We start from the raw sequence: 23,780 nt of genomic DNA on the forward strand, positions 1-23,780 counted from the left end.
AGCGGTGACCCTGCGCTTCTATGACACCGCCTCCGCCGAAGTCCGGAACTTCACCCCGATCGTTGAGGGCAAGGTCAGCCTCTATTACTGCGGGGCCACGGTGCAGGGAATGCCCCACGTGGGGCACATCCGTTCCGCCATCGCCTTCGACCAGCTGACCCGCTGGCTGCAATACCGGGGCCTTCGCGTCACTGTGGTCCGCAACGTCACGGACATTGACGACAAGATCCTCGCCAAATCCGAGGCATCATTCGCGCCGGACTTCATCCCCGAGCCGGGAGAAGTGCCGCGGGAGGAGTGGTGGGCGCTGGCATACCGTTACGAGCGGGAATTCCTGGCGGCCTACGACACCCTCGGCGTCTCCCGCCCCACGTACGAGCCCCGGGCCACCGGGCACATCCCCGAGATGCACGCCCTGATCCAACAGCTCATCGACCGCGGCCACGCCTACCCCGCGCTGGACGAATCAGGCGACGTGTACTTTGACGTCCGTTCCTGGGGCAACTACGGGGCACTCACCCGGCAAAACATCGACGACATGCAGGCAGCGCCCGACGCCGATCCCCGCGGGAAGAAGGATCCCCGCGACTTTGCGTTGTGGAAGGGTTCCAAAGAAGGCGAGCCGGCCACCGCCAGCTGGGCCTCGCCGTGGGGTGCGGGGCGTCCGGGCTGGCACCTGGAATGCTCCGCCATGGTCACCAAGTACCTGGGGACTGCCTTCGACATCCACGGCGGCGGACTGGACCTGCGTTTCCCGCACCACGAAAACGAGATGGCCCAGTCGCAGGCTGCGGGACATGGCTTCGCCAACTTCTGGATGCACAACGGCATGGTGACCTACCAGGGCGAAAAGATGTCCAAATCCGTTGGGAACACCATCAGCCCCACCGAAATGCTGGAACTCGCTTCCCCTCGGGTTGTCCGCTACTACCTTGGCCAGGCCCACTACCGCTCCGTCCTGGACTACCGGCCCACGTCCCTTCAGGAAGCCGCTGCCGCCGTCGAACGCATCGACGGGTTCCTGGCGAAGGCCGTGGCGCGCTTCGGCGCCGATTTCGGGTTGGTGGCCGGCGGCTCCGCTGACCCGGCTGAGGCACTTGACGCGTTTTCAACTGCGATGGACGACGACCTGAATGTTCCGCGTGCCCTGGCGGCGCTGCACGAGACCGTGCGGGCCGGGAACACGGCCCTGGCGGACGGGGACGACGACGCTGCCCGGAAAGCGATGTACGCCGTCGTCACCATGACCGACGTCCTGGGACTCAACGCCGTCGCCGGTTCCGGGCAGGCGGGCAGCCGGGAGGCCGACGCCTTGGGCGTCCTGGTGGAGGCGCAGCTGGCGGCCCGTGCCGCTGCCCGTGCCGCCAAGGACTGGGCTGCTTCCGACGCCATCCGGGACACCCTCAACCAGGCCGGCGTCGTGGTGGAAGACGGCCCGGACGGTGCCACCTGGAGCCTCAAGCGGGACTGATCAGCCACTGCCCCTGAGCACGCCCGCAGCCCCCGCGCGTCGATTTTTCTTCGGTCAGTAGACTGGTAGGCAGACTCAGTCAGCACAATCAAGGGTGGAACATCATGGCCAACAATGGTCGCCGATCGGTTAAAGCGAAGAAGGGCCCAACCATCGGAACCGGTGGCCATGGCCGCAAGGCCCTCGAAGGCAAGGGCCCGACGCCCAAGGCCGAGGACCGTCCGTACCACAAGGCGCACAAGGCCAAGCAACTGGCCGAACGGTCCGCAGCCAAGCGCAGTCCGGGTGCACGCAGCGCCGGTGCCGCCAAGTCAGGCCCCAAGGGACGCGCCACCGAAGAAGTGGTCACCGGCCGCAACTCCGTGGTCGAAGCGCTCCGCGCGGGCATCCCGGCAAAGGCCCTGCACGTGGCCATCCGCATCGAGATGGACGACCGCGTCAAGGAGTCCCTGAAGCTCGCCGCCGAACGCGGCATCCCGCTGCTCGAAACCGGCAAGCCCGAACTGGACCGGATGACCGACGACGCCGTCCACCAGGGCCTGGTGCTCCAGATTCCGCCGTATGAGTACCAGGACGCGTACGAACTGGCCGAGGAGACGGTGGAGAAGTGGAAGAAGGGGCACGTCAGCAACGCGCCGCTCTTCGTCGCCCTTGACGGCATCACCGACCCCCGGAACCTCGGAGCGATCATCCGTTCCGTCTCCGCGTTCAGCGGCCACGGCGTCATTGTTCCGGAGCGCCGCTCCGTCGGTGTCACGGCCTCGGCCTGGAAGACCAGCGCCGGCGCGGCGGTCCGCGTCCCCGTTGCCCGCGCCTCCAACCTGAACAACGCCCTGAAGCAGTTCAAGGGCATGGGCATCTTCGTGCTGGGGCTCGACGGCGACGGCGACGTCTCGCTGCCCGACCTCACTTTGGCCACCGAGCCGGTGTGCATCGTGGTGGGCTCGGAAGGCAAGGGCCTGAGCCGCCTGGTCCGGGAGAACTGCGACCAGATTGTCTCCATCCCGATCGACTCCGCCATGGAGTCCTTGAACGCCTCCATGGCCGTGGGCATCTCGCTGTACGAGGTCTCCCGCCAGCGCGCGGCGGGGTAGTGGCCCACCGCCCCCGGTGCGGGGGCACGATTGCCTTGCAGTGCCGGGGTGACGGGGCAGGTCAACCGCCCCGGGCGGCTATCATTTAGGTGATGGTCATGCCGCTTTTCGACACCGCATCCACCATGGACGCCTCCTCGGCTGTTCCCCTCGGTGTCAGTGTCCCGCGCGTTGATTCAGGCGGTACACGCCACCACGCCGGCGGCCGCGCCAATGTTGCCTGTTTCGCGCCAGCCGTGCCCAGCCTGGACATCGTGTACTGCCCTCCGGGCGGCCAGTGGCGGTCCCGGACCCTGCCGAACGTGGCGCGCGGCGTCCATCACGGCATCGTCGAGGACCTGCCCTTTGGTTCGCGGTACGGGTTCCGCCCGTCCTCAGACCGCCGGCCCCTGCCGCCGCACGCCTCCGCCTCGGGAAACGGGGACGACGCCGGCAACCCGCCGTTGCTGCTGGACCCGTACGGCCGGGGGGTGGACGAGCAGGACGGACTGCTGGCCAGCGTCCGGACCGCACCCGATTTCGATTGGGGATCGGACGAGCGTCCGGCCCTGCCGTGGCGCAACACAATTCTCTATGAAGCCCATGTCAAGGGCCAGAGCAAGCTCCACCCCGACGTGCCTGAGGACCTACGGGGCACCTACGCCGGCATGGGCCACCCAGCCGTGGTGGAGCACCTCACCGGCCTGGGCATCACTGCCGTGCAGCTCCTGCCTGTGCACTTCCACCTCGACGAGCTGCACCTGCAGGACCTGGGGCTCACCAATTACTGGGGCTACAACACCGCCGCGTTTTTCGCCCTGCACCCCGGCTACGCCACCCGTGCCGCCCGGGAAGCGGGCCCGCAGGCTGTCCAGGACGAGTTCAAGGGCATGGTCAAGGCCCTGCACGCCGCCGGACTCGAAGTCATCCTCGACGTCGTCTACAACCACACAGCGGAGGGAACCCAGGACGGTCCGGTCATCAGCTTCCGCGGACTGGGGGAGCAGGCGTACTACCGGATGGACAGCCACGGAAAGTACGTGGACACCACCGGGTGCGGCAACACCTTGAATTTCGGCGAACCGCATGTGGTCCAACTGGCGGTCGATTCACTGCGGTACTGGGTGGACGAGTTCCACGTTGACGGTTTCCGGTTCGACCTTGCCGTCACCCTCTGCCGGAACGCCGGGAACGAGTTCGACCCCAACCACCCGTTCCTCACCGCCATCGCCGCGGATCCCGTCCTCTCCGGCGTCAAACTGATTGCCGAGCCGTGGGACATTGGCTACGGCGGCTGGCAAACCGGGCGGTTCCCGCCAGGCTGGGTGGACTGGAACGACCACTTCCGGGACGCCGTCCGGACGTTCTGGCTGGCGGACCGGGCAGCCATGGATGCGGGCGGCCACGGCGGAACCATGGCCAAACTCGCCGATTCGCTCTCCGGTTCGGCCGGCCTCTTCCAGGCATCCGGCCGCTCACGGCTGGCATCCGTGAATTTCGTTACCGCCCACGACGGCTTCACCATGAACGACCTCGTCTCCTTCGACAGGAAGCACAACGAGGACAACGGTGAAGAGAACAGGGACGGGCACGGCGACAACCGCAGCTACAACCACGGCGTGGAGGGGCCCACCGAGAACGGCCTGATCCTGGCCAGGCGCGCGCAGTCCCGGCGCAACCTGATGGCGTCACTGATGGTATCGCTCGGAGTCCCCATGATCACTGCCGGTGACGAGCTGGCCCGGACGCAACTGGGCAACAACAACGCCTACTGCCAGGACAACGCCATGACCTGGCTTGACTGGACCTTGACCCCGGAGGCGCACGAAATGCTGCGCAGCACCAAGCGCTACATCCGGCTGCGCAAGGAATTCCTGGCCGCCCAGCCCCATGATTTCCCCGTCCGGGACGAGCAGTCCTACCTTTACTGGTTCGACCAATTCGGGCAGCCGATGTCCGCTGAACGCTGGAACGATCCGCACCACCGGGTCCTGCAACTCCTGCTGGGCGATGACGGCGGCGCCCTCGCCGGGCTGGTGGTGGTGAACGGCGGTGCCACGGATGTACAAATCACGTTGCCGGACCTCGGGCGGGCGGCGCCGAGCCTTTTCGAGCTGCGCCTGACCACATCGCCGCTCCATGAGCAGCGGCAGGGCATCCGGGTTGCCTCGGGCGAGACCGATGTTGCCGAGGCCAACTCCATCAGCATCTACCGAACCTAGACCCAGTACAACCGGCCGGCAGGTACACCCCAATGCGTAACCGCTCCATGCTTCCCTTGCTCCTTACCGCCCTGGTGGTGCTGGCGCTGGTGGCATTCGGCGGGGCCGGGCTGTTGGGCGGCCAAGGGGAAGGCACGACGCCGGGCGCGGCCTCCGGAGCGAGTACGGCTCCCGGCGGCCCGGGTACGCCGGCGCCGGGAAAGAGCGCGGCGCCACACCGGGGAGCCAACCCGTCCAGCCTGCCGGAAATCCAGGAGTCCGCGCTCCCGGTGGAAGGACGCCGCGTCCTGGCGCTGATCCGGGCCGGCGGCCCATACCAGTTCAGCCAGGACGACCAGGTGTTCGGCAACTTTGAGCGCGTCCTGCCTGCACGGGACCGGGGTTACTACCGCGAGTACACGGTTCGAACCCCCGGCGAACCGGACCGGGGCGCGCGCCGGATCGTGGCAGGCAACGGCGGGGAGAAGTATTACACCGGAGACCACTACGCGACATTCAAGTACATAGCGGAAGGCAGCTAGCGCACCCATGAAAATTCTTTCCGGCGACACCTGGACCCTCGAAGAGCTGGAGGCGCAGGTAGCGGACACCGGGCGCCGCAGCCTTGTGGTCCCGCCGGCCGACAGCAAACGCGCCGTCCTGGAAACCTTCGGCGAGGTCCTGGACTTTCCTGAGCACTACGGTGTGAACCTGGATGCGCTGAACGATTCGCTGCACGACTTCGCGGACAACATCACGGACAACGGCAATCCGCCGGTGACAGTCCTGTGGCAGGTTGCGGCCCCGTTCCGCGCTGACCGGTCGTTCGGGATCATCTGCGAGATCCTGCAGGACGCAGAACGGTACGCGGGCAAGGACCTTGCCGTCACGGCTGTCCTGCTCTGAGGCTCCTGGCTCCAAGCTGAGGGCTCCGCAGGCACCTGGTGTCCGGCCGGGGGCGGCCGGACACCAGGTCAGGCGTTGACGATCAGGCCGAGCTCCGCTTTCGAGGCCAACGCCTCGTGCCGGGGCAGCACCCGGACCGTGTAGCCGAACGGTCCGGAGCGGTCGATCAGCAGTGAGCCGCTGAACAGGTGGCGGCCGCTGCCCAGGTCTTCCTTCACCTGCAGTTCCATCATGGTGATGTCAGCCAGGGTGTCATTCTCCTCGGCCCTTCCGTAGGCCACCTCGACGCAGACATCTTCCGGAGTCAGTGCGTTCAACGCCACGTACGCATTGACCTGGAGGGTGTCGCCGATCTGCGGATCCTCCGAAACGCCCACCGAATCAACATGCTCCACGTGGACCTGCGGCCAGGTGCCGCGAACCTTGGCAGACCAGGCTGCCAGCGCCCGGGCCTGCGCATATGAATTCGCGGTGGCGCTGCGCCCGGCGTCAGCCGCCGGGCGGTAAAGGATGTTGACGTAGTCCCGGAGCATCCGCTCGGCGGAGACCGCGGGTCCCAGATGCGAGAGCGTGTGCTTGATCATGGATACCCAGTGCGTGGGAACTGTCTCGCTCCGGGTCGTGGAGGGGCCGGCCGCCCCCGCACCATCGGACACCGTGCTCCCGTAGAAGCGCGGCGCCACCTGGGTTTCCAGCAGTTCGTACAGGGCAGCGGCCTCGATGTCGTCCCGCTCTTCCGGGGATGCGTCGTTGTTGGCCGTCGGAATTGCCCAGCCATTCTCGCCGTCGTACATCTCGTCCCACCAGCCGTCCAGGACGGACAGGTTCAGCGACCCGTTCAGGGCGGCCTTCATGCCCGATGTACCGCAGGCCTCCAACGGCCGCAGCGGGTTGTTCAGCCACACGTCGCAGCCAGGGAACAGCGTCCTGGCCATCGCGATGTCGTAGTTGGGCAGGAACGCGATGCGGTGCCGGACCTCGGGGTCGTCAGTGAACCGCACCAGGTCCTGGATCATCTTCTTGCCGGCGTCATCGGCCGGGTGGGACTTTCCGGCGATGACCAACTGGATGGGGTGGTCCTTGTGCAGCAGGAGTGCCTTGAGCCGCGCAGGTTCCCGCAGCATCAGGGTCAGGCGTTTGTACGTGGGCACGCGGCGGGCAAACCCGATGGTGAGTATGTCCGGGTCCAGGACGTTGTCCGTCCAGCCCAGTTCGGCGTCGGCCGCGCCGCGCTTCTTCCATGCAGCACGGAGCCGACGGCGCACATCCTCCACCAGTGCCGCCCGCATTTCGCGGCGAAGTGCCCATACGTCGGCGTCGCTGACGTTGTAGGCCAGGTCCCATTTGCCCAGTGCTTCCGCTTCGCTGCCGAACTGGTCCCGTGCCAGCTTGGAGATCCGGCTGTCCACCCACGTGGGGACGTGGACGCCGTTGGTGACGGAGGTGATGGGGACCTCCGAGTGGTCGAATCCCGGCCACAGGGCGGAGAACATCCCGCGGGACACTTCGCCGTGCAGTTTGGCCACGCCATTGGCGCGCTGGGCCAGGCGGAGGCCCATGACGGCCATATTGAAGACGGCGGGGTTTCCGTCGGCGTAGTTTTCGCGGCCCAGTTCCAGGATCCTGTCCAGCGGGACGGCGGGTGCCAGGCCGGCCTGGAAGAAGTGGCTGATTTGGGCGATCTCGAACCTGTCAATGCCCGCCGGGACCGGGGTGTGGGTGGTGAACACCGTGGAGGCGCGGCCGGCGGCCAACGCCTCGTCGAATGTCAGGGCCTGTTCCCCTGACATCAGTTCCTGGATGCGTTCAATGCCCAGGAATCCTGCGTGTCCCTCGTTGGTGTGGAACACCTCCGGGGCGGGGGACCCTGTCAGTTTCTGGAATGCGCGCAGGGCCTTGACACCGCCCATGCCCAGCAGCAGCTCCTGCTGCAGCCGGTGGTCACCACCACCGCCGTACAGCCGGTCGGTGATGCTCCGCGCGGCGTCGTCGTTGCCGGGCACGTTGGAGTCCAGCAGGAGCAGCGGGACGCGGCCGACGTCGGCACGCCAGATATGTGCCAGGAGCCGGCGTCCGTTGGGCAGCGGGAGCGCTACCTCCAAGGCCTTTCCGTTGCCGTCCGGGGATGGCTCGCGGAGCAGTGTGAGGGGCAGGCCGTCGGGGTCCAGGACAGGGTAGGTCTCCTGCTGCCAGGCGTCCCGGGACAGTGACTGCTTGAAGTAGCCGGCCTGGTAGAGCAGGCCCACACCCACCAGGGGAACGCCCAGGTCCGAGGCCGCCTTGAGGTGGTCGCCGGCCAGGATGCCCAGGCCGCCCGAGTACTGGGGGAGGACCTCGGTGATGCCGAATTCGGGCGAGAAGTAGGCAATGGCGGCGGGTGCCTCCGGCCCCAGGCCCTGGTACCAGCGCGGCTCCTCGAGATACCGGTCAAGGTCCACTTCGGCCGCGCGGACCCGGTCCACGACGGACTGGTCCGCGGCGAGCCGCTGGAACTCCTCCCGGCTGACCATGCCCAGGAAGCCGATGGGGTCCTGCCCGCTTTCCTCCCACAGGCGCGGGTTCAGCCCGGCGAAGAGCTCGCGCGTGGGGCGGTGCCAGGACCACCGCAGGTTGCTGGCCAACCGGGCCAGCGGCCGGATGGGCTCGGGGAGGACTGTACGGACCGTAAACCTGCGGATTGCCTTCACCTGCGCCACACTAACCGACAACCTGCCGGGCCGGAACAAGCTTTGGGTTTCTTTTGGGTAAATGACAGGGGCGTGAAGAAATTGGGCGGCGGCGCGATGGATTTTAGGGAGCAGCCTTAGCAATCCTGGGCATTTCTCGCTAACGTCGAGCCTGTGACGACTAACTCAGGAACCAGTGCCGCATCCACCAAAATGCCCCAGCGCCGCATAACCGAGGGTCTGCGGTTCGGGCGTTTTCCCATCACCAATGTGCAGCCCGTCGTCGACGGCGGAAAGGTCCCCGCCAAAGCCCTCCCCGGCGAGGCCATCGTTGTGGGCGCCACCGCCTTCCGGGAAGGCCATGACCAACTTGGTGTCAGCGCCGTCCTCCTGGACCCCACGGGTGCAGAGCGGCAGCGGGTCCGGCTTTCCCCGCCCCGCGGGGAACGCGGAATGGGGACCGACCGTTGGGAGGGCGTCCTCACGCCGTCGGAAACCGGCGACTGGTCCTTCGTCATCGAAGCCTGGCACGACCGCTACGGCACCTGGCACCACAACGCCGAGGTGAAGATCGACGCCGGCATCGACGTCGAGCTCATGCTTGCCGAAGGTGCCAAGCTGCTCGGTGAAGCCTCCGCGGAAGACTTCCGGGACGAGGTGGACCAGGCGGCCCTCCGGCATGCCTCGGAGGTCCTGGCTGACCAGTCCCGCAGCACCGAGGAACGCCTCGCGGCCGGGTTCGGCCAGGAAATCGCGGACATCGTTGCCCGCCAGCCCATCCGCGAACTGGTGACCGTCTCGGAGAAGTTCCCCCTTCTGGTGGAGCGGGACCGGGCAGGCCGGGGCGCTTGGTACGAGTTCTTCCCGCGGTCCGAAGGCGCTGTCAAGGACCACAACACCGGCGTCTGGACCTCAGGAAACTTCCGGACGGCAGCCCGCCGCCTCGACGCCGTCGCGGCCATGGGCTTCGACGTCCTCTACATGCCCCCGATCCACCCCATCGGCGTCCAGCACCGCAAGGGGCCCAACAACACCCTCGTGGCCGGCCCGCATGATCCGGGTTCGCCCTGGGCCATCGGCGCCAAGGAGGGCGGCCACGACGCCATCCACCCCGATCTCGGTTCCTTCGAGGACTTTGACGCTTTCGTGGCCCGCGCCAACGAACTGGGCCTGGAAGTTGCGCTGGACCTGGCCCTGCAGGCGGCCCCCGACCACCCGTGGGTGCAGACGCACCCCGAATGGTTCACCACCAGGGTGGACGGCACCATCGCCTACGCAGAAAATCCGCCGAAGAAGTACCAGGACATTTATCCGCTGAATTTCGACAATGACCCGGAAGGTCTTTCCCGCGAAATTCTCCGCATTGTGCTGCTGTGGGTCAGCCACGGGGTAAAGATTTTCCGGGTGGATAACCCGCACACCAAACCGGTGTGGTTCTGGGAATGGCTTATCGCCGAGGTGAATAAGGCCGTCCCCGGCGTCGTATTCCTCGCCGAGGCATTCACGCGGCCCGCCATGATGCACGCCCTGGGCCGGGCAGGCTTCCAGCAGTCCTACACCTACTTCACCTGGCGCAACACCAAGAAGGAGATCGAGGCGTACTTCGACGAAGTCAGCCACGAATCCCCGGCGTTCTTCCGCCCCAATTTCTTCGTCAACACCCCTGACATCCTCACCGAATACCTCCAGTACGGCGGGCCCGCGGCATTCCGGATCCGGGCGGTGCTTGCCTCCACCGGAAGCCCGCTGTGGGGCGTCTACGCCGGCTACGAACTCTACGAGCACGTTGCCCGGCCCGGCGCCGAGGAATACATCGACAACGAAAAGTTCGAGTACAAGGCGCGCGACTGGGAAGCCGCCGCGGAGTCCGGGCGCTCGCTGGCACCGTACATCACGCGGCTTAACCACATCCGGCGGGACCACCCGGCCCTCTTGGACCTGCAGAACCTGACGGTCCACCAGAGCACCGACGAATCCACGGTGGTCTACTCCAAGCACAAGACCCTCCCCGACGGGACCAAGGACACCATCATTGTCGTGGTGAACGTGGACCCCCACGTCACCAAGGAATGCAGCGTCTTCCTGGACCTGGCAGCCCTGGAACTGGACCCGCAGGACCGCACCGCAGGCGGTGGCTTCTACGTGGACGACCTGATCTCCGGCCAAAGCTGGGAGTGGGGCGAGTACAACTACGTGCGGCTCGACCCGCACGTGGAACCGGCCCACATCCTGAGCGTGAGGAGAATGCATTCGTGAGTTTCAATCCGCAAAGTTCCGGCCACTTCACCCCAAAAAGCACGTTCGAGCTAAATGCGCCCGGCCTTCAGCATGACCCCCTGTGGTACCGCAAGGCCGTGTTCTACGAGGTACTGGTCCGGGCCTTTGCGGATGCCAACGGCGATGGGTCCGGGGATTTCTCCGGACTCATCGACCGGCTGGACTACCTGCAGTGGCTGGGCGTCGACTGCCTTTGGCTGCCCCCGTTCTTCCAGTCACCGCTGCGCGACGGCGGCTACGACATCTCGGACTACAACTCCGTGCTGGACGAATTCGGCACCATCAGCGACTTCAAGCGGCTCGTGGCGGAAGCCCATGCCCGTGGCGTCCGGGTCATCATCGACCTGCCGCTGAACCACACCTCCGACCAGCATCCCTGGTTCCAGGAATCCCGGAAAGACCCCGACGGCCCCTTCGGCGACTTCTATGTCTGGAGCGACACGGACGAGAAGTACCAGGACGCACGCATCATCTTCGTCGACACGGAGGAATCGAACTGGACGTTCGATCCCATCCGGCGGCAGTTCTTCTGGCACAGGTTTTTCAGCCACCAGCCGGACCTGAACTTCGAAAACCCCAAGGTGATCGAGGCCGTCTTCGACGTCGTCAGGTTCTGGCTGGACCAGGGAATCGACGGGTTCCGTGCGGACGCCATCCCCTACCTCTTCGAGGAAGAGGGCACCAACTGCGAGAACCTGCCCGCCACCCACGAGTTCCTCCGCAGCCTGCGGGCCATGGTGGACGAAAGCTACCCCGGCCGGGTGATCATCGCCGAGGCAAACCAGCCGCCCAATGAGGTGGTGGAGTACTTCGGGACAGAGGAGGAACCCGAATGCCACATGGCGTTCCACTTCCCGATCATGCCCCGCCTGTACTACGCCCTCAGGGACCAGAAGGCCGCGCCCATCATCGAAACCATGCGAGACACACCGGACATCCCCGACGGTGCCCAGTGGGGGACCTTCCTGCGCAACCACGATGAGCTGACCCTGGAGATGGTCACCGCTGACGAGCGCGCGGCCATGCTGGGCTGGTACGCGCCGGACCCCCGGATGCGTGCCAACATCGGCATCCGGCGCCGGTTGGCGCCACTGCTCGACAATTCGCGGGCCGAGATCGAGCTGATCAACGCGCTCCTGCTCTCACTTCCGGGGAGCCCGTTCCTCTACTACGGCGACGAGATAGGGATGGGGGACAACATCTGGCTCGAGGACAGGGACGCCGTCCGGACCCCCATGCAATGGAACCCGGACCGGAACGCGGGGTTCTCGCACGCCGATCCCGGCAAGCTGTACCTGCCGCCCATCCAGTCGCTGGTGTACAACTACGGCATGGCCAACGTCGAAGCCGAGGCCGCCCACTCCGGGTCGCTGTTGCGCTGGACACGGCAAATCCTCAGCGTCCGCAAGAACCACCCCGCGTTCGGCCTTGGCGGGTTCAAACACGTGCAAGCAGACCACGACGCCGTCCTGGCGTACCTGCGCGAGCTGCCGGCCAACAACCCGGCCGGGGCCCCGGCCGAAACAATTTTGTGCGCCTTCAACCTTTCCCAGCATCCTGTGGCCGCCACACTGGCCGTTCCCGAGTACGCGGGGAGGGGGCTGCGCGATGTTTTCGGCGGCCAACCCTTCCCGGGCATCGGTGATGACGGAAGCCTCACGTTGACCATCGGAAGCCATGACTTCTTCTGGCTGCGGATGCGGACGGCGGGGTCGAACCCGTCTTCGCCCTACACCCAGGCCATGCCCATCCTGTCGATAGAGAACTGAGATGAACCAGCCAATCCTCACTCCCGCCCTGACCGCGCTGCTCAAGGAATGGCTGCCGCAGCAGCGTTGGTTCCCCATCAAGACTCCCGACTTCGCCATGTCCCAAGTGGGCAGCCTGGGCCTGGCGGACCCCACCGGCCACGCAGCTTGGGCCGTGTTCCTCCTCAGTGCCATCACGGACGGGCCCGACGGCGGCCGCCGCACCACCGTGGTCCAGGTGCCGTTGAGCTTCCGCCCGGCACCGGCCGGTGGCATGGAACGGGCGCTCGTGGGCGAAGCGGCAGGAACCGACCCCTCCCGCCCTTGGGTCTACGACGCCGTGCACGATCCCGATTTCGTCGGCGCCTGGCTGGAACTCATCCGGCAGGAGGACAAGGCTGCAAGCGGGACCGCCACCGGACACCGCGTGGCCGGCCCATACCGGCTTCCCACCGCCAAAGGGGTGGTGAAAGTGCTGTCCGGAGAGCAGTCCAACAGTTCAGTCATTGTGGACGATGGCGAATCGGCGGCGATGGTGAAATTTTTCCGGGTGCTGTCTGACGGGACAAACCCGGAGATCGAAGTCGGGGCGGCGCTGACCACCGCCGGTACGCCCGAAGTGCCTGCAACCCTTGGCTGGGTCCGCGGAGAGTGGCTTGGGCAGGGCAAGCCCGTCCAGGGCGAGCTTGCGGTAGCCCACGAATTCCTGGCCGGCGGCCGTGATGCCTGGCGGCTGGCAGTGGACGCAGCACGCCAGGGTGCCGACTTCACGGCGGAGGCACGGGCCCTCGGTGCCGCCACGGCCAACGTGCACCGGCGGCTGGCGGAGGCTCTGGGGCAATCAGTGGAGCCCGGCGCCGGCAAGGGCATCGGACCCGCCGTAGCCCACCGCGTCCGCAGTGCCTGGGCGGAAGCCCGTGCCGCCGTCGGCCCCTATGACGCCGCATTGGGTGCCCTCCTGGCCGGCCTTGACGGGGCACCCACGGGCCCACTGCAGCGCATCCACGGCGACCTCCACCTGGGCCAAATCCTGCAGGTCGCAGGGCAACCCGGTGGCCATTCCCGGTGGGCCATCCTCGATTTCGAGGGCGAACCGCTGCGGCCCATCGCCGAACGGAACGTCCCCGACGTGCCCCTGCGCGACGTCGTGGGAATGTTGCGGTCGTTCGACTACGCGGCCGGCGCCGCCCAACGCGAGCAGGAAGGCGCCCAGGTCCCGGACACCTGGGTGGATGACTGCGCTGACGCCTTCCTGGAAGGGTACGGGGCCGTCATTCCCGGCACGGTGGACCGGACCTCGCCCTTGTTTGTGGCATTGTGGCTGGACAAGGCGCTGTACGAAGTTGTTTATGAAATGCGTAACAGGCCCGACTGGCTGGCGATCCCCGTGAATGCCTCCAGGCGGCTCCTGAGCGGTAATGGCACCGGCGATCAGGCCGGCGCAGCATCGGAAGGTAACGAAATGACAGGCTCAGCACAAACTGACCGCCCGGGGGTGCCGCTGCACGTGGACGAAGGCACCTTGGGCAAGATCGCGAACGGTGAACACCACGCGCCCCATTCCGTCCTTGGCGCGCACCTGGACGACTACGGCCACGTCACCGTCCGGACCGTCAAGCACCTGGCCGAAGCAGTCACCGTCGTCACCCAGGCCGGCGAAGTTCCCATGGAACACGAGGCCCACGGCGTGTGGGTTGCCGTGCTGGAACCCGTGCAGCAGGGTCATGTCCCCGACTACCGGCTCTCGGTCACGTACCCGGGCAAAGAGCCGCTGACGGTTGATGAGCCGTACCGCTACCTGCCCACCGTAGGAGAAGTGGACCTCCACCTCATCGGCGAGGGCCGGCACGAGAAACTTTGGGAAGTCCTCGGCGCCCACGTCCGGCACTACAAGTCTTCGCTGGGGGACGTCAACGGTGTTTCCTTTGCCGTGTGGGCTCCCAACGCACAGGCCGTCCGCGTCAAGGGTGACTTCAACGCCTGGGACGGACGCGAAAACTCGCTCCGCTCGCTGGGATCATCCGGGGTGTGGGAAGTCTTCATCCCGGGTGTGGCAGCGGGCGCCTGCTACAAATTCGAAATCCTGACCCGCGGCGGATACTGGGTCGAAAAGGCCGACCCCCTGGCGTTCGGCACCGAAGTTCCCCCGCTCACGGCCTCCCGGGTGGTGGAGCCGTCCTACGCTTTCAAGGACGACGAGTGGATGGAAGCACGCGCCCAGCGCGATCCGCACAACTCGGCCATGAGCGTGTACGAAGTGCACCTGGGCTCCTGGCGGCTGGGACTTGGCTACCGGGAACTGGCCAAGGAACTGGTGGAGTACGTCAAATGGCTGGGGTTCACCCACGTGGAGTTCATGCCGGTGGCGGAACACCCGTTTGGCGGCTCCTGGGGCTACCAGGTCACGTCCTACTTCGCGCCGACGTCCCGGTTCGGCCACCCCGACGAGTTCCGCTACCTGGTGGACACGCTTCACCAGGCCGGCATCGGCGTACTGCTGGACTGGGTCCCGGCCCACTTCCCCAAGGACGCCTGGGCGCTGGCACGATTCGACGGCGAGCCCCTCTACGAGCACTCTGATCCGGCCCTCGGCGAGCACCCGGACTGGGGGACCCTGATCTTTGACTTCGGCCGCACCGAGGTCCGGAACTTCCTGGTGGCGAACGCGCTCTACTGGCTGGACGAGTTCCACATCGATGGCCTGCGCGTGGATGCGGTGGCGTCAATGCTGTACCTCGACTACTCCAGGAAGGAAGGCGAGTGGCGGCCCAACCGCTTCGGCGGCCGGGAAAACCTGGAAGCGATCTCCTTCCTGCAGGAAGTCAACGCCACCGTCTACAAAACACACCCTGGCGCCGTCATGATCGCCGAAGAGTCGACGGCATTTCCGGGGGTGACTGCACCCACGAGCCACGGCGGCCTCGGCTTCGGCCTGAAGTGGAACATGGGGTGGATGCACGACTCGCTCAAGTACATCTCGGAGGACCCCTACAACCGCAGGTGGCACCACGGCACGGTGACGTTCTCCCTGGTATATGCGTTCACAGAGAACTTCCTGCTGCCCATCAGCCACGACGAAGTGGTCCACGGCAAAGGTTCCATGCTCCGCAAGATGCCCGGCGACCGCTGGCAGCAGCTGGCAAACCTTCGCGCGTTCTTTGCCTACCAGTGGGCGCACCCCGGCAAGCAGCTCATCTTCATGGGTACGGAATTCGGGCAGGAAGCAGAATGGTCCGAACAACACGGACTGGACTGGTGGCTGGCAGACATTCCGGCGCACAAGGGACTGCAGCTGCTGACCAAGGACCTCAACGAGTTGTACAAGTCAACGCCGGCGCTCTACACCCAGGACAACGTCGCGGCCGGGTTCCAGTGGATCAACGGGGGAGACGCCGACCGTAATGTCCTCTCGTTCATCAGGTGGGGCACCGACGGCGAACCGATCGTCTGCGCCATCAATTTCTCCGGCGGCCCGCATGTCGGCTACACCTTGGGCGTGCCATCGGCCGGCGCCTGGACTGAGGTCCTCAACACCGACCACACCACCTACGGCGGCTCCGGCGTCCTCAACGGTGGTGGGCTGACAGCCACCGCCGAAGGACAGGACGGGCAACCGGCCACCCTGACGGTGACGCTGCCTCCGCTGGGCGCATCCTACTTCAAGCCGGGAGCACCCACGTCGGCCTGATCACCCAAGGACACTCCGCAGTGAGTCGGAAGGGCCCGGAATCCGGCAGGATTCCGGGCCCTTCGCGTTGGCGAACCCGGCCGGCCGAGGACGGCCCAGGCAGCCGCTCCACGCCGACTGGCGATCCCGAATAAGTGGTGGTAGAGTTTATTTCCGCGCTGCTCCACGGAGTCAGGCGGACAACCGATCCCCCAAGCTTATGCTGAGGAAGATCGCGGACGCCGATTTGACACGCTGGAAGTCAGCCGGTAAGTTTGGAAAGTTGCTCCGGAGCGATCTGCGACTGGTTTTTGGTTGTGGTGGTGCCGGGTGTGTCTGTTGTTTGAGAACTCAATAGTGTGCCAAGTTTGTTGATACCAATTGTTTTATGGATTGGTTGAATTGACTGGATCCGCCACCCCGTGGTGTGGTCTGGTTTTTACAGCTGGTTTCAAATTTTGTGCAGCCGGGTGTGGTGTTATTTCCACCTGCTTGGTTGTGTCTGTTTTTCTTCAACGGAGAGTTTGATCCTGGCTCAGGATGAACGCTGGCGGCGTGCTTAACACATGCAAGTCGAACGATGAACTGGTGCTTGCACTGGGGATTAGTGGCGAACGGGTGAGTAACACGTGAGTAACCTGCCCTTGACTCTGGGATAAGCCTGGGAAACTGGGTCTAATACCGGATATGACCTTCCATCGCATGGTGGTTGGTGGAAAGCTTTTGTGGTTTTGGATGGACTCGCGGCCTATCAGCTTGTTGGTGGGGTAATGGCCTACCAAGGCGACGACGGGTAGCCGGCCTGAGAGGGTGACCGGCCACACTGGGACTGAGACACGGCCCAGACTCCTACGGGAGGCAGCAGTGGGGAATATTGCACAATGGGCGGAAGCCTGATGCAGCGACGCCGCGTGAGGGATGACGGCCTTCGGGTTGTAAACCTCTTTCAGTAGGGAAGAAGCGAAAGTGACGGTACCTGCAGAAGAAGCGCCGGCTAACTACGTGCCAGCAGCCGCGGTAATACGTAGGGCGCAAGCGTTATCCGGAATTATTGGGCGTAAAGAGCTCGTAGGCGGTTTGTCGCGTCTGCCGTGAAAGTCCGGGGCTCAACTCCGGATCTGCGGTGGGTACGGGCAGACTAGAGTGATGTAGGGGAGACTGGAATTCCTGGTGTAGCGGTGAAATGCGCAGATATCAGGAGGAACACCGATGGCGAAGGCAGGTCTCTGGGCATTAACTGACGCTGAGGAGCGAAAGCATGGGGAGCGAACAGGATTAGATACCCTGGTAGTCCATGCCGTAAACGTTGGGCACTAGGTGTGGGGGACATTCCACGTTTTCCGCGCCGTAGCTAACGCATTAAGTGCCCCGCCTGGGGAGTACGGCCGCAAGGCTAAAACTCAAAGGAATTGACGGGGGCCCGCACAAGCGGCGGAGCATGCGGATTAATTCGATGCAACGCGAAGAACCTTACCAAGGCTTGACATGAACCGGTAATACCTGGAAACAGGTGCCCCACTTTGTGGTCGGTTTACAGGTGGTGCATGGTTGTCGTCAGCTCGTGTCGTGAGATGTTGGGTTAAGTCCCGCAACGAGCGCAACCCTCGTTCTATGTTGCCAGCACGTGATGGTGGGGACTCATAGGAGACTGCCGGGGTCAACTCGGAGGAAGGTGGGGACGACGTCAAATCATCATGCCCCTTATGTCTTGGGCTTCACGCATGCTACAATGGCCGGTACAAAGGGTTGCGATACTGTGAGGTGGAGCTAATCCCAAAAAGCCGGTCTCAGTTCGGATTGGGGTCTGCAACTCGACCCCATGAAGTCGGAGTCGCTAGTAATCGCAGATCAGCAACGCTGCGGTGAATACGTTCCCGGGCCTTGTACACACCGCCCGTCAAGTCACGAAAGTTGGTAACACCCGAAGCCGGTGGCCTAACCCCTTGTGGGAGGGAGCTGTCGAAGGTGGGACTGGCGATTGGGACTAAGTCGTAACAAGGTAGCCGTACCGGAAGGTGCGGCTGGATCACCTCCTTTCTAAGGAGCACCTACAACGGTTGCTGTCCCGTGTATGCGGGGTGGTGGTGTTGTCAGGAGTAAAGGCCCGTTTCGCGGACGAGTGTTTCGTGGCGGGTGCTCAAGGGTGGAATATCAACAAATAGCGGTCGTGGTGTTTTCTGCTTGTCTTAGTACGAGCCAGTGATGGTTCTGGAACGGTGGGTGGGTGATGGCGCGGTTTAGTGTTTGGCACACTGTTGGGTCCTGAGGCAACAGGGCCACGGACGGCCCCTGCCTGTTTGGGTGGGGGTTGTTGGTGGGTTTGTTTGTTTCTGGTTTCCTGGCTGCATCGATCATGCATGGGTGCGTCTGCTGTTGCGGGCGTGGTGTGTGGGGTGTGTGGTTTGGGGTTGTTGTTTGAGAACTACATAGTGGACGCGAGCATCTTGTATAAGAAGCAATTTCCAAGAATATGAACCTGGATCTGGCTGCGCTGTTGATGCCCTTTGTGGGTGTTGGGGTGTGGTTGGTTTCCGTGGTTCTCTCGAGAAATTTTTTTGATCTTTGTGGTCAAGTTTTTAAGAGCACACGGTGGATGCCTTGGCATTAGGAGCCGAAGAAGGACGTAGGAATCTGCGATAAGCCTGGGGGAGTCGATAACCGGACTGTGATCCCAGGGTGTCCGAATGGGGAAACCCCGCCAAGCGCGCGAGTGACTTGGTGACCCGTACCTGAACACATAGGGTGCGTGGGGGGAACGCGGGGAAGTGAAACATCTCAGTACCCGCAGGAAGAGAAAACAATAGTGATTCCGTTAGTAGTGGCGAGCGAACGCGGATCAGGCTAAACCGTTCCATGTGTGATAGCCGGCGGGCGTTGCATGGTCGGGGTTGTGGGACTTTCCATACCAGTTCTGCCGGGCTGGTGGGGTGTGATGTGCGCGCATAGGTGAACGGTTTTGAAAGGCCGGCCAGAGAGGGTGTTAGTCCCGTAACCGTAATGTGTTTGTGCCGCCTGTGAGAGTATCCCAAGTAGTACGGGGCCCGAGAAATCCCGTGCGAATCTGTCAGGACCACCTGATAAGCCTAAATACTCCCTAATGACCGATAGCGGACCAGTACCGTGAGGGAAAGGTGAAAAGTACCCCGGGAGGGGAGTGAAACAGTACCTGAAACCGTGTGCTTACAATCCGTCGGAGCCAGTCTGATTCTGGTGACGGCGTGCCTTTTGAAGAATGAGCCTGCGAGTTAGTGTTACGTCGCGAGGTTAACCCGTGTGGGGCAGCCGTAGCGAAAGCGAGTCTGAATAGGGCGTTGCAGTGGCGTGATCTAGACCCGAAGCGAAGTGATCTACCCATGGCCAGGTTGAAGCGACGGTAAGACGTCGTGGAGGACCGAACCCACTTCAGTTGAAAATGGAGGGGATGAGCTGTGGGTAGGGGTGAAAGGCCAATCAAACTTCGTGATAGCTGGTTCTCCCCGAAATGCATTTAGGTGCAGCGTTGCGTGTTTCTTGCTGGAGGTAGAGCTACTGGATGGCTAATGGGCCCTACAAGGTTACTGACGTCAGCCAAACTCCGAATGCCGGTAAGTGAGAGCGCAGCAGTGAGACTGTGGGGGATAAGCTTCATAGTCGAGAGGGAAACAGCCCAGACCACCAACTAAGGCCCCTAAGCGTGTGCTAAGTGGGAAAGGATGTGGAGTTGCCCAGACAACCAGGAGGTTGGCTTAGAAGCAGCCACCCTTAAAAGAGTGCGTAATAGCTCACTGGTCAAGTGATTCCGCGCCGACAATGTAGCGGGGCTCAAGTACACCGCCGAAGTTGTGGCATTCAAACATTTACTAAGCCTTCGTGGTTCAGGTGTTTGGATGGGTAGGGGAGCGTCGTGTGGGCGGTGAAGTCGCGGTGTAAACCAGCGGTGGAGCCTACACGAGTGAGAATGCAGGCATGAGTAGCGAAAGACGGGTGAGAAACCCGTCCGCCGAATGATCAAGGGTTCCAGGGTCAAGCTAATCTGCCCTGGGTAAGTCGGGACCTAAGGCGAGGCCGACAGGCGTAGTCGATGGACAACGGGTTGATATTCCCGTACCGGCGAAAAACCGTCCATGTTGAACAGGGGATACTAACCGCCCGAGACCTGCCCGCTCACCCTTGTGGTGTTGTGGGTTTTGGTGGAGCGCGGGACCTGATCCTGGGAGGCAAGCGTATTAACAGGTGTGACGCAGGAAGGTAGCCGAGCCGGGCGATGGTTGTCCCGGTCTAAGGATGTAGGGCGAGTGGTAGGCAAATCCGCCACTCATGGTGCCTGAGATCTGATGGGACCCCCGTTTGGGGGGATTTGGTGATCCTATGCTGCCGAGAAAAGCATCGACGCGAGGTTTTAGCCGCCCGTACCCCAAACCGACACAGGTGATCAGGTAGAGAATACTAAGGCGATCGAGAGAATTATGGTTAAGGAACTCGGCAAAATGCCCCCGTAACTTCGGGAGAAGGGGGGCCCCAACCTTGATACACCTTCGCGGTGTGGAGGGGATCGGGGCCGCAGAGACCAGGGGGAAGCGACTGTTTACTAAAAACACAGGTCCGTGCGAAGTCGCAAGACGATGTATACGGACTGACTCCTGCCCGGTGCTGGAAGGTTAAGAGGACCGGTTAGCCTCACGGCGAAGCTGAGAATTTAAGCCCCAGTAAACGGCGGTGGTAACTATAACCATCCTAAGGTAGCGAAATTCCTTGTCGGGTAAGTTCCGACCTGCACGAATGGAGTAACGACTTCCCCGCTGTCTCAACCATAAACTCGGCGAAATTGCAGTACGAGTAAAGATGCTCGTTACGCGCAGCAGGACGGAAAGACCCCGAGACCTTTACTATAGTTTGGTATTGGTGTTCGGAGTGGCTTGTGTAGGATAGGTGGGAGACGTTGAAGCCCGGACGCCAGTTCGGGTGGAGTCATCGTTGAAATACCACTCTGGTCACTTTGGACATCTAACTTCGGCCCGTAATCCGGGTCAGGGACAGTGCCTGATGGGTAGTTTAACTGGGGCGGTTGCCTCCTAAAAAGTAACGGAGGCGCCCAAAGGTTCCCTCAGCCTGGTTGGCAATCAGGTGTCGAGTGTAAGTGCACAAGGGAGCTTGACTGTGAGAGAGACATCTCGAGCAGGGACGAAAGTCGGGACTAGTGATCCGGCGGTACATTGTGGAATGGCCGTCGCTCAACGGATAAAAGGTACCTCGGGGATAACAGGCTGATCTTGCCCAAGAGTCCATATCGACGGCATGGTTTGGCACCTCGATGTCGGCTCGTCGCATCCTGGGGCTGGAGTAGGTCCCAAGGGTTGGGCTGTTCGCCCATTAAAGCGGTACGCGAGCTGGGTTTAGAACGTCGTGAGACAGTTCGGTCCCTATCCGCTGCGCGCGCAGGAAATTTGAGAAGGGCTGTCCTTAGTACGAGAGGACCGGGACGGACGAACCTCTGGTGTGTCAGTTGTACTGCCAAGTGCACCGCTGATTAGCTACGTTCGGATGGGATAACCGCTGAAAGCATCTAAGCGGGAAGCTCGCTTCAAGATGAGATTTCCATACACTTTATGTGTGAGAGGCCCCCAGCCAGACCACTGGGTTGATAGGCCGGATGTGGAAGCGAGGACTAACGACTCGTGAAGCTGACCGGTACTAATAGGCCAACAACTTACACCACACAGATACATACAAATTCTGCTTGCGTCCACTATGTGGTTCCCAACCAACAACCCCCAACACCCGGGGTTTGATACGGCACGGAACCAACAACTGAATAACAACACCACACATGTTGTAACCACAGTCTTCCCACCAACCCCACAAAGGGGTTGGGACGGGTAACAAGGTTACGGCGGTCATAGCGTGGGGGAAACGCCCGGTCCCATTCCGAACCCGGAAGCTAAGACCCACAGCGCCGATGGTACTGCACCCGGGAGGGTGTGGGAGAGTAGGACACCGCCGGACACACACTTGGTCGAGGCCCCAACCAACACGGTTGGGGCCTCCCACATTTAAAAACACCACCCACCCACCACACGACCACGCCAGCTCACACCCCACACGTAACCCACCAACCCCCGCTCACACCCGACACGAAACCCCGCAACGCCCGCTCACTTCTTGCGCGTATTCCGGTAACGCCCCCTCACACCTGACGAGTAGAACCGGAACGCCCGCTCACCTTTGACAGCCCCCGGGTAGAGTTGTTGCCCATGAGCAGCATCTTCAGCCATGCCCAGGACCCCTTCGAGGCGGATGGAAAGCCCGGTGCCGATTCCCTGGACCCGGTGGTCAACGCGGTGGTGGTGCCCGGACCCGTCGCCCGGGCATTCGCCGGTTTCACAGATCACACCCATCTCTGGTGGCCGCTGGAGCCGTACGGAGTCTACGGGGCAGGGTCCTATGTCGAATTCGAAGAGAACCTGATTCTCGAGACGTCAGACGACGGACGGACCAGCATCTGGGGAACCCTTGATGACTGGCAGCCGCCGCTCTCCTTCCACGCCACATGGCACCCCGGCACCACTGCAATGTGGTCCACCGAGCTTCTGGTGGCCTTCCGCGCGGTTGACGGGGGCACGGAGGTCCGGGTCGTCCATGACGGCTGGGAGGGCGCTGAGGACCCTGCTGCCGTCAGGGGACATTACCTGCAGGCCTGGCCCGTGATCCTCGACAAGTATGCCCGGTTCATGGGCGCCGCAGACCAGGCGAACTAGTTCAGGGCCGGCGGTACCGCCGTGCTGGTTCGGATCAGGAACTCGGTCGGGTACTCCTGGTCCTGGACCTGTGCAGCCGGCTGGCCGCCGTCGGAATCCTTGCCCGCGTTCAGCAACGCCAGGGCGGTTGTGGCCGCCAGGTTGCCTTGCCCGCGCGGATCCTGCTTGATGGTGGTGAGTCCAAACGTCTCGCTGAGATCGTGACCGTCCATACCCACGACCGAGAGATCTTGCGGGATCTGCAGGCCGAAGTCGCGCGCCGCAAGCATAATCCCGATGGCCATCTCGTCAGACGCGGCGAACACAGCGGTGGGTCGTTCTGCCGCTGTCCCCAGGAGCCGGCGTCCCACGGCGTACGCGCCCTGGATGGTGAAGTCCGCATTGACCACCCACTCGTCCCGGACAGGCAGGCCTGCCCCGGCCATGGCTGCGGCAAAGCCTTTCTGCCGGAGTTTGGGAAGCTTGAAGTCCCGGTTCAGCCCCGCGTCCCCGGTGATGTGCGCAATCCGGGTATGGCCAAGCCGGATCAGGTGGCCGGCCGCGTCCCTGGCAAGGCCTTCGTCGTCGATGCGGATGGTGGAGGCGCCCCGCAAGACGCCGCCGATGCCCACAATGGGACGATGCACCGCCAGCAGCTGGCCTATTTCATCCTCGCGAAGGACCAACGCCACTGCGATGACGGCGTCCAGGCGCTTGCGGAGCAGGAAGTCGTTCAGGATGCTGCTGCGTCGCTCAGGTTGCTCCCCCACGTTGTACAGGGTGAGGTCGTACCCGGCGTCCAGCAGGGTCTCCGAAACCCCTTCCAGCACGGAAGAGAAATACCAGCGCTGTACGTTGGGCACCACCAGGCCAATATTGCGGTTGCGGCCCGACGCCAGGCTTGATGCGTGGTAAGACGGAACGAACCCCAGCTCCTTGGCCGCCTCCTGCGCCAGCCGGCGGCTCCTTGAGGACACATTGGACTTGCCACTCAGCGCCCTCGAAACGGTGGCCACGGACAGGCCGGCACGGCTGGCAACTTCTTTGATGCCTGCCAA

11 protein-coding genes and 3 rRNA genes are annotated in these 23,780 nt (G+C 63.5%); 12 read left to right on the plus strand and 2 right to left on the minus strand.

Going from position 1 to position 23,780, the window contains the following annotated elements:
* The first annotated feature begins 4 nt into the window (after positions 1–4).
* The 5 genes from cysS to AC4EEV_RS15030 all read left to right on the plus strand — a co-directional run bounded on the left by cysS (position 5) and on the right by AC4EEV_RS15030 (position 5,651).
* Positions 5–1,471: a cysteine--tRNA ligase gene (cysS, locus tag AC4EEV_RS15010; RefSeq protein ID WP_491329332.1), complete on the plus strand. Its 1,467-nt coding sequence runs from the start codon at positions 5–7 to the stop codon at positions 1,469–1,471.
* 104 nt (positions 1,472–1,575) lie between these two features.
* Positions 1,576–2,565 carry a 23S rRNA (guanosine(2251)-2'-O)-methyltransferase RlmB gene (gene rlmB / locus AC4EEV_RS15015; protein ID WP_109044715.1) on the plus strand — a complete coding sequence of 330 codons (990 nt, stop codon included), beginning with the start codon at positions 1,576–1,578 and terminating at the stop codon, positions 2,563–2,565.
* 92 nt (positions 2,566–2,657) lie between these two features.
* A complete protein-coding gene (gene glgX, locus AC4EEV_RS15020; RefSeq protein ID WP_026264732.1) occupies positions 2,658–4,766 on the plus strand; it encodes a glycogen debranching protein GlgX in 2,109 nt (702 codons plus the stop codon).
* 32 nt (positions 4,767–4,798) lie between these two features.
* A complete protein-coding gene (locus AC4EEV_RS15025; RefSeq protein ID WP_491329333.1) occupies positions 4,799–5,287 on the plus strand; it encodes a guanyl-specific ribonuclease in 489 nt (162 codons plus the stop codon).
* 7 nt (positions 5,288–5,294) lie between these two features.
* Positions 5,295–5,651, plus strand: a complete 357-nt coding sequence (locus AC4EEV_RS15030; protein ID WP_491329334.1) for a barstar family protein — start codon at positions 5,295–5,297, stop codon at positions 5,649–5,651.
* A 68-nt stretch (positions 5,652–5,719) separates the two neighbouring features.
* Here AC4EEV_RS15030 and glgP read toward each other — a convergent pair whose 3' ends face one another.
* Entirely contained in the window at positions 5,720–8,338 is a 2,619-nt protein-coding gene (gene glgP, locus AC4EEV_RS15035) for an alpha-glucan family phosphorylase (protein ID WP_208294438.1), read from the minus strand.
* A gap of 192 nt (positions 8,339–8,530) precedes the next feature.
* Between glgP and AC4EEV_RS15040 the strand changes: the two genes are divergently transcribed.
* From AC4EEV_RS15040 to AC4EEV_RS15070, 7 genes are all read left to right on the plus strand, one after another.
* Positions 8,531–10,573 carry an alpha-1,4-glucan--maltose-1-phosphate maltosyltransferase gene (locus tag AC4EEV_RS15040; protein WP_491330897.1) on the plus strand — a complete coding sequence of 681 codons (2,043 nt, stop codon included), beginning with the start codon at positions 8,531–8,533 and terminating at the stop codon, positions 10,571–10,573.
* Entirely contained in the window at positions 10,570–12,363 is a 1,794-nt protein-coding gene (gene treS / locus AC4EEV_RS15045) for a maltose alpha-D-glucosyltransferase (RefSeq protein ID WP_018762301.1), read from the plus strand. Before AC4EEV_RS15040 ends, treS begins: the two co-directional genes overlap by 4 nt.
* 1 nt (position 12,364) lies before the next feature.
* Positions 12,365–16,030, plus strand: coding sequence for a 1,4-alpha-glucan branching enzyme (locus AC4EEV_RS15050; RefSeq protein ID WP_491329335.1), 3,666 nt, complete (start codon positions 12,365–12,367; stop codon positions 16,028–16,030).
* Positions 16,031–16,521: 491 nt separating this feature from the next.
* Positions 16,522–18,046, plus strand: a 16S ribosomal RNA gene (locus tag AC4EEV_RS15055).
* Positions 18,047–18,575: 529 nt separating this feature from the next.
* Positions 18,576–21,704 (plus strand): 23S ribosomal RNA (locus AC4EEV_RS15060).
* Between the two features lie 170 nt (positions 21,705–21,874).
* Positions 21,875–21,991, plus strand: a 5S ribosomal RNA gene (gene rrf / locus AC4EEV_RS15065).
* The 16S, 23S and 5S rRNA genes sit together here, the layout of an rRNA operon.
* A 248-nt stretch (positions 21,992–22,239) precedes the next feature.
* Positions 22,240–22,743, plus strand: a complete 504-nt coding sequence (locus AC4EEV_RS15070; protein ID WP_491329336.1) for an SRPBCC family protein — start codon at positions 22,240–22,242, stop codon at positions 22,741–22,743.
* Here the strand turns inward: AC4EEV_RS15070 and AC4EEV_RS15075 are convergent.
* Positions 22,740–23,780, minus strand: a complete 1,041-nt coding sequence (locus AC4EEV_RS15075) for a LacI family DNA-binding transcriptional regulator (RefSeq protein WP_491329337.1) — start codon at positions 23,778–23,780, stop codon at positions 22,740–22,742. The genes AC4EEV_RS15070 and AC4EEV_RS15075 overlap by 4 nt on opposite strands.

Source organism: Pseudarthrobacter sp. MOO14 (genome assembly GCF_058267675.1).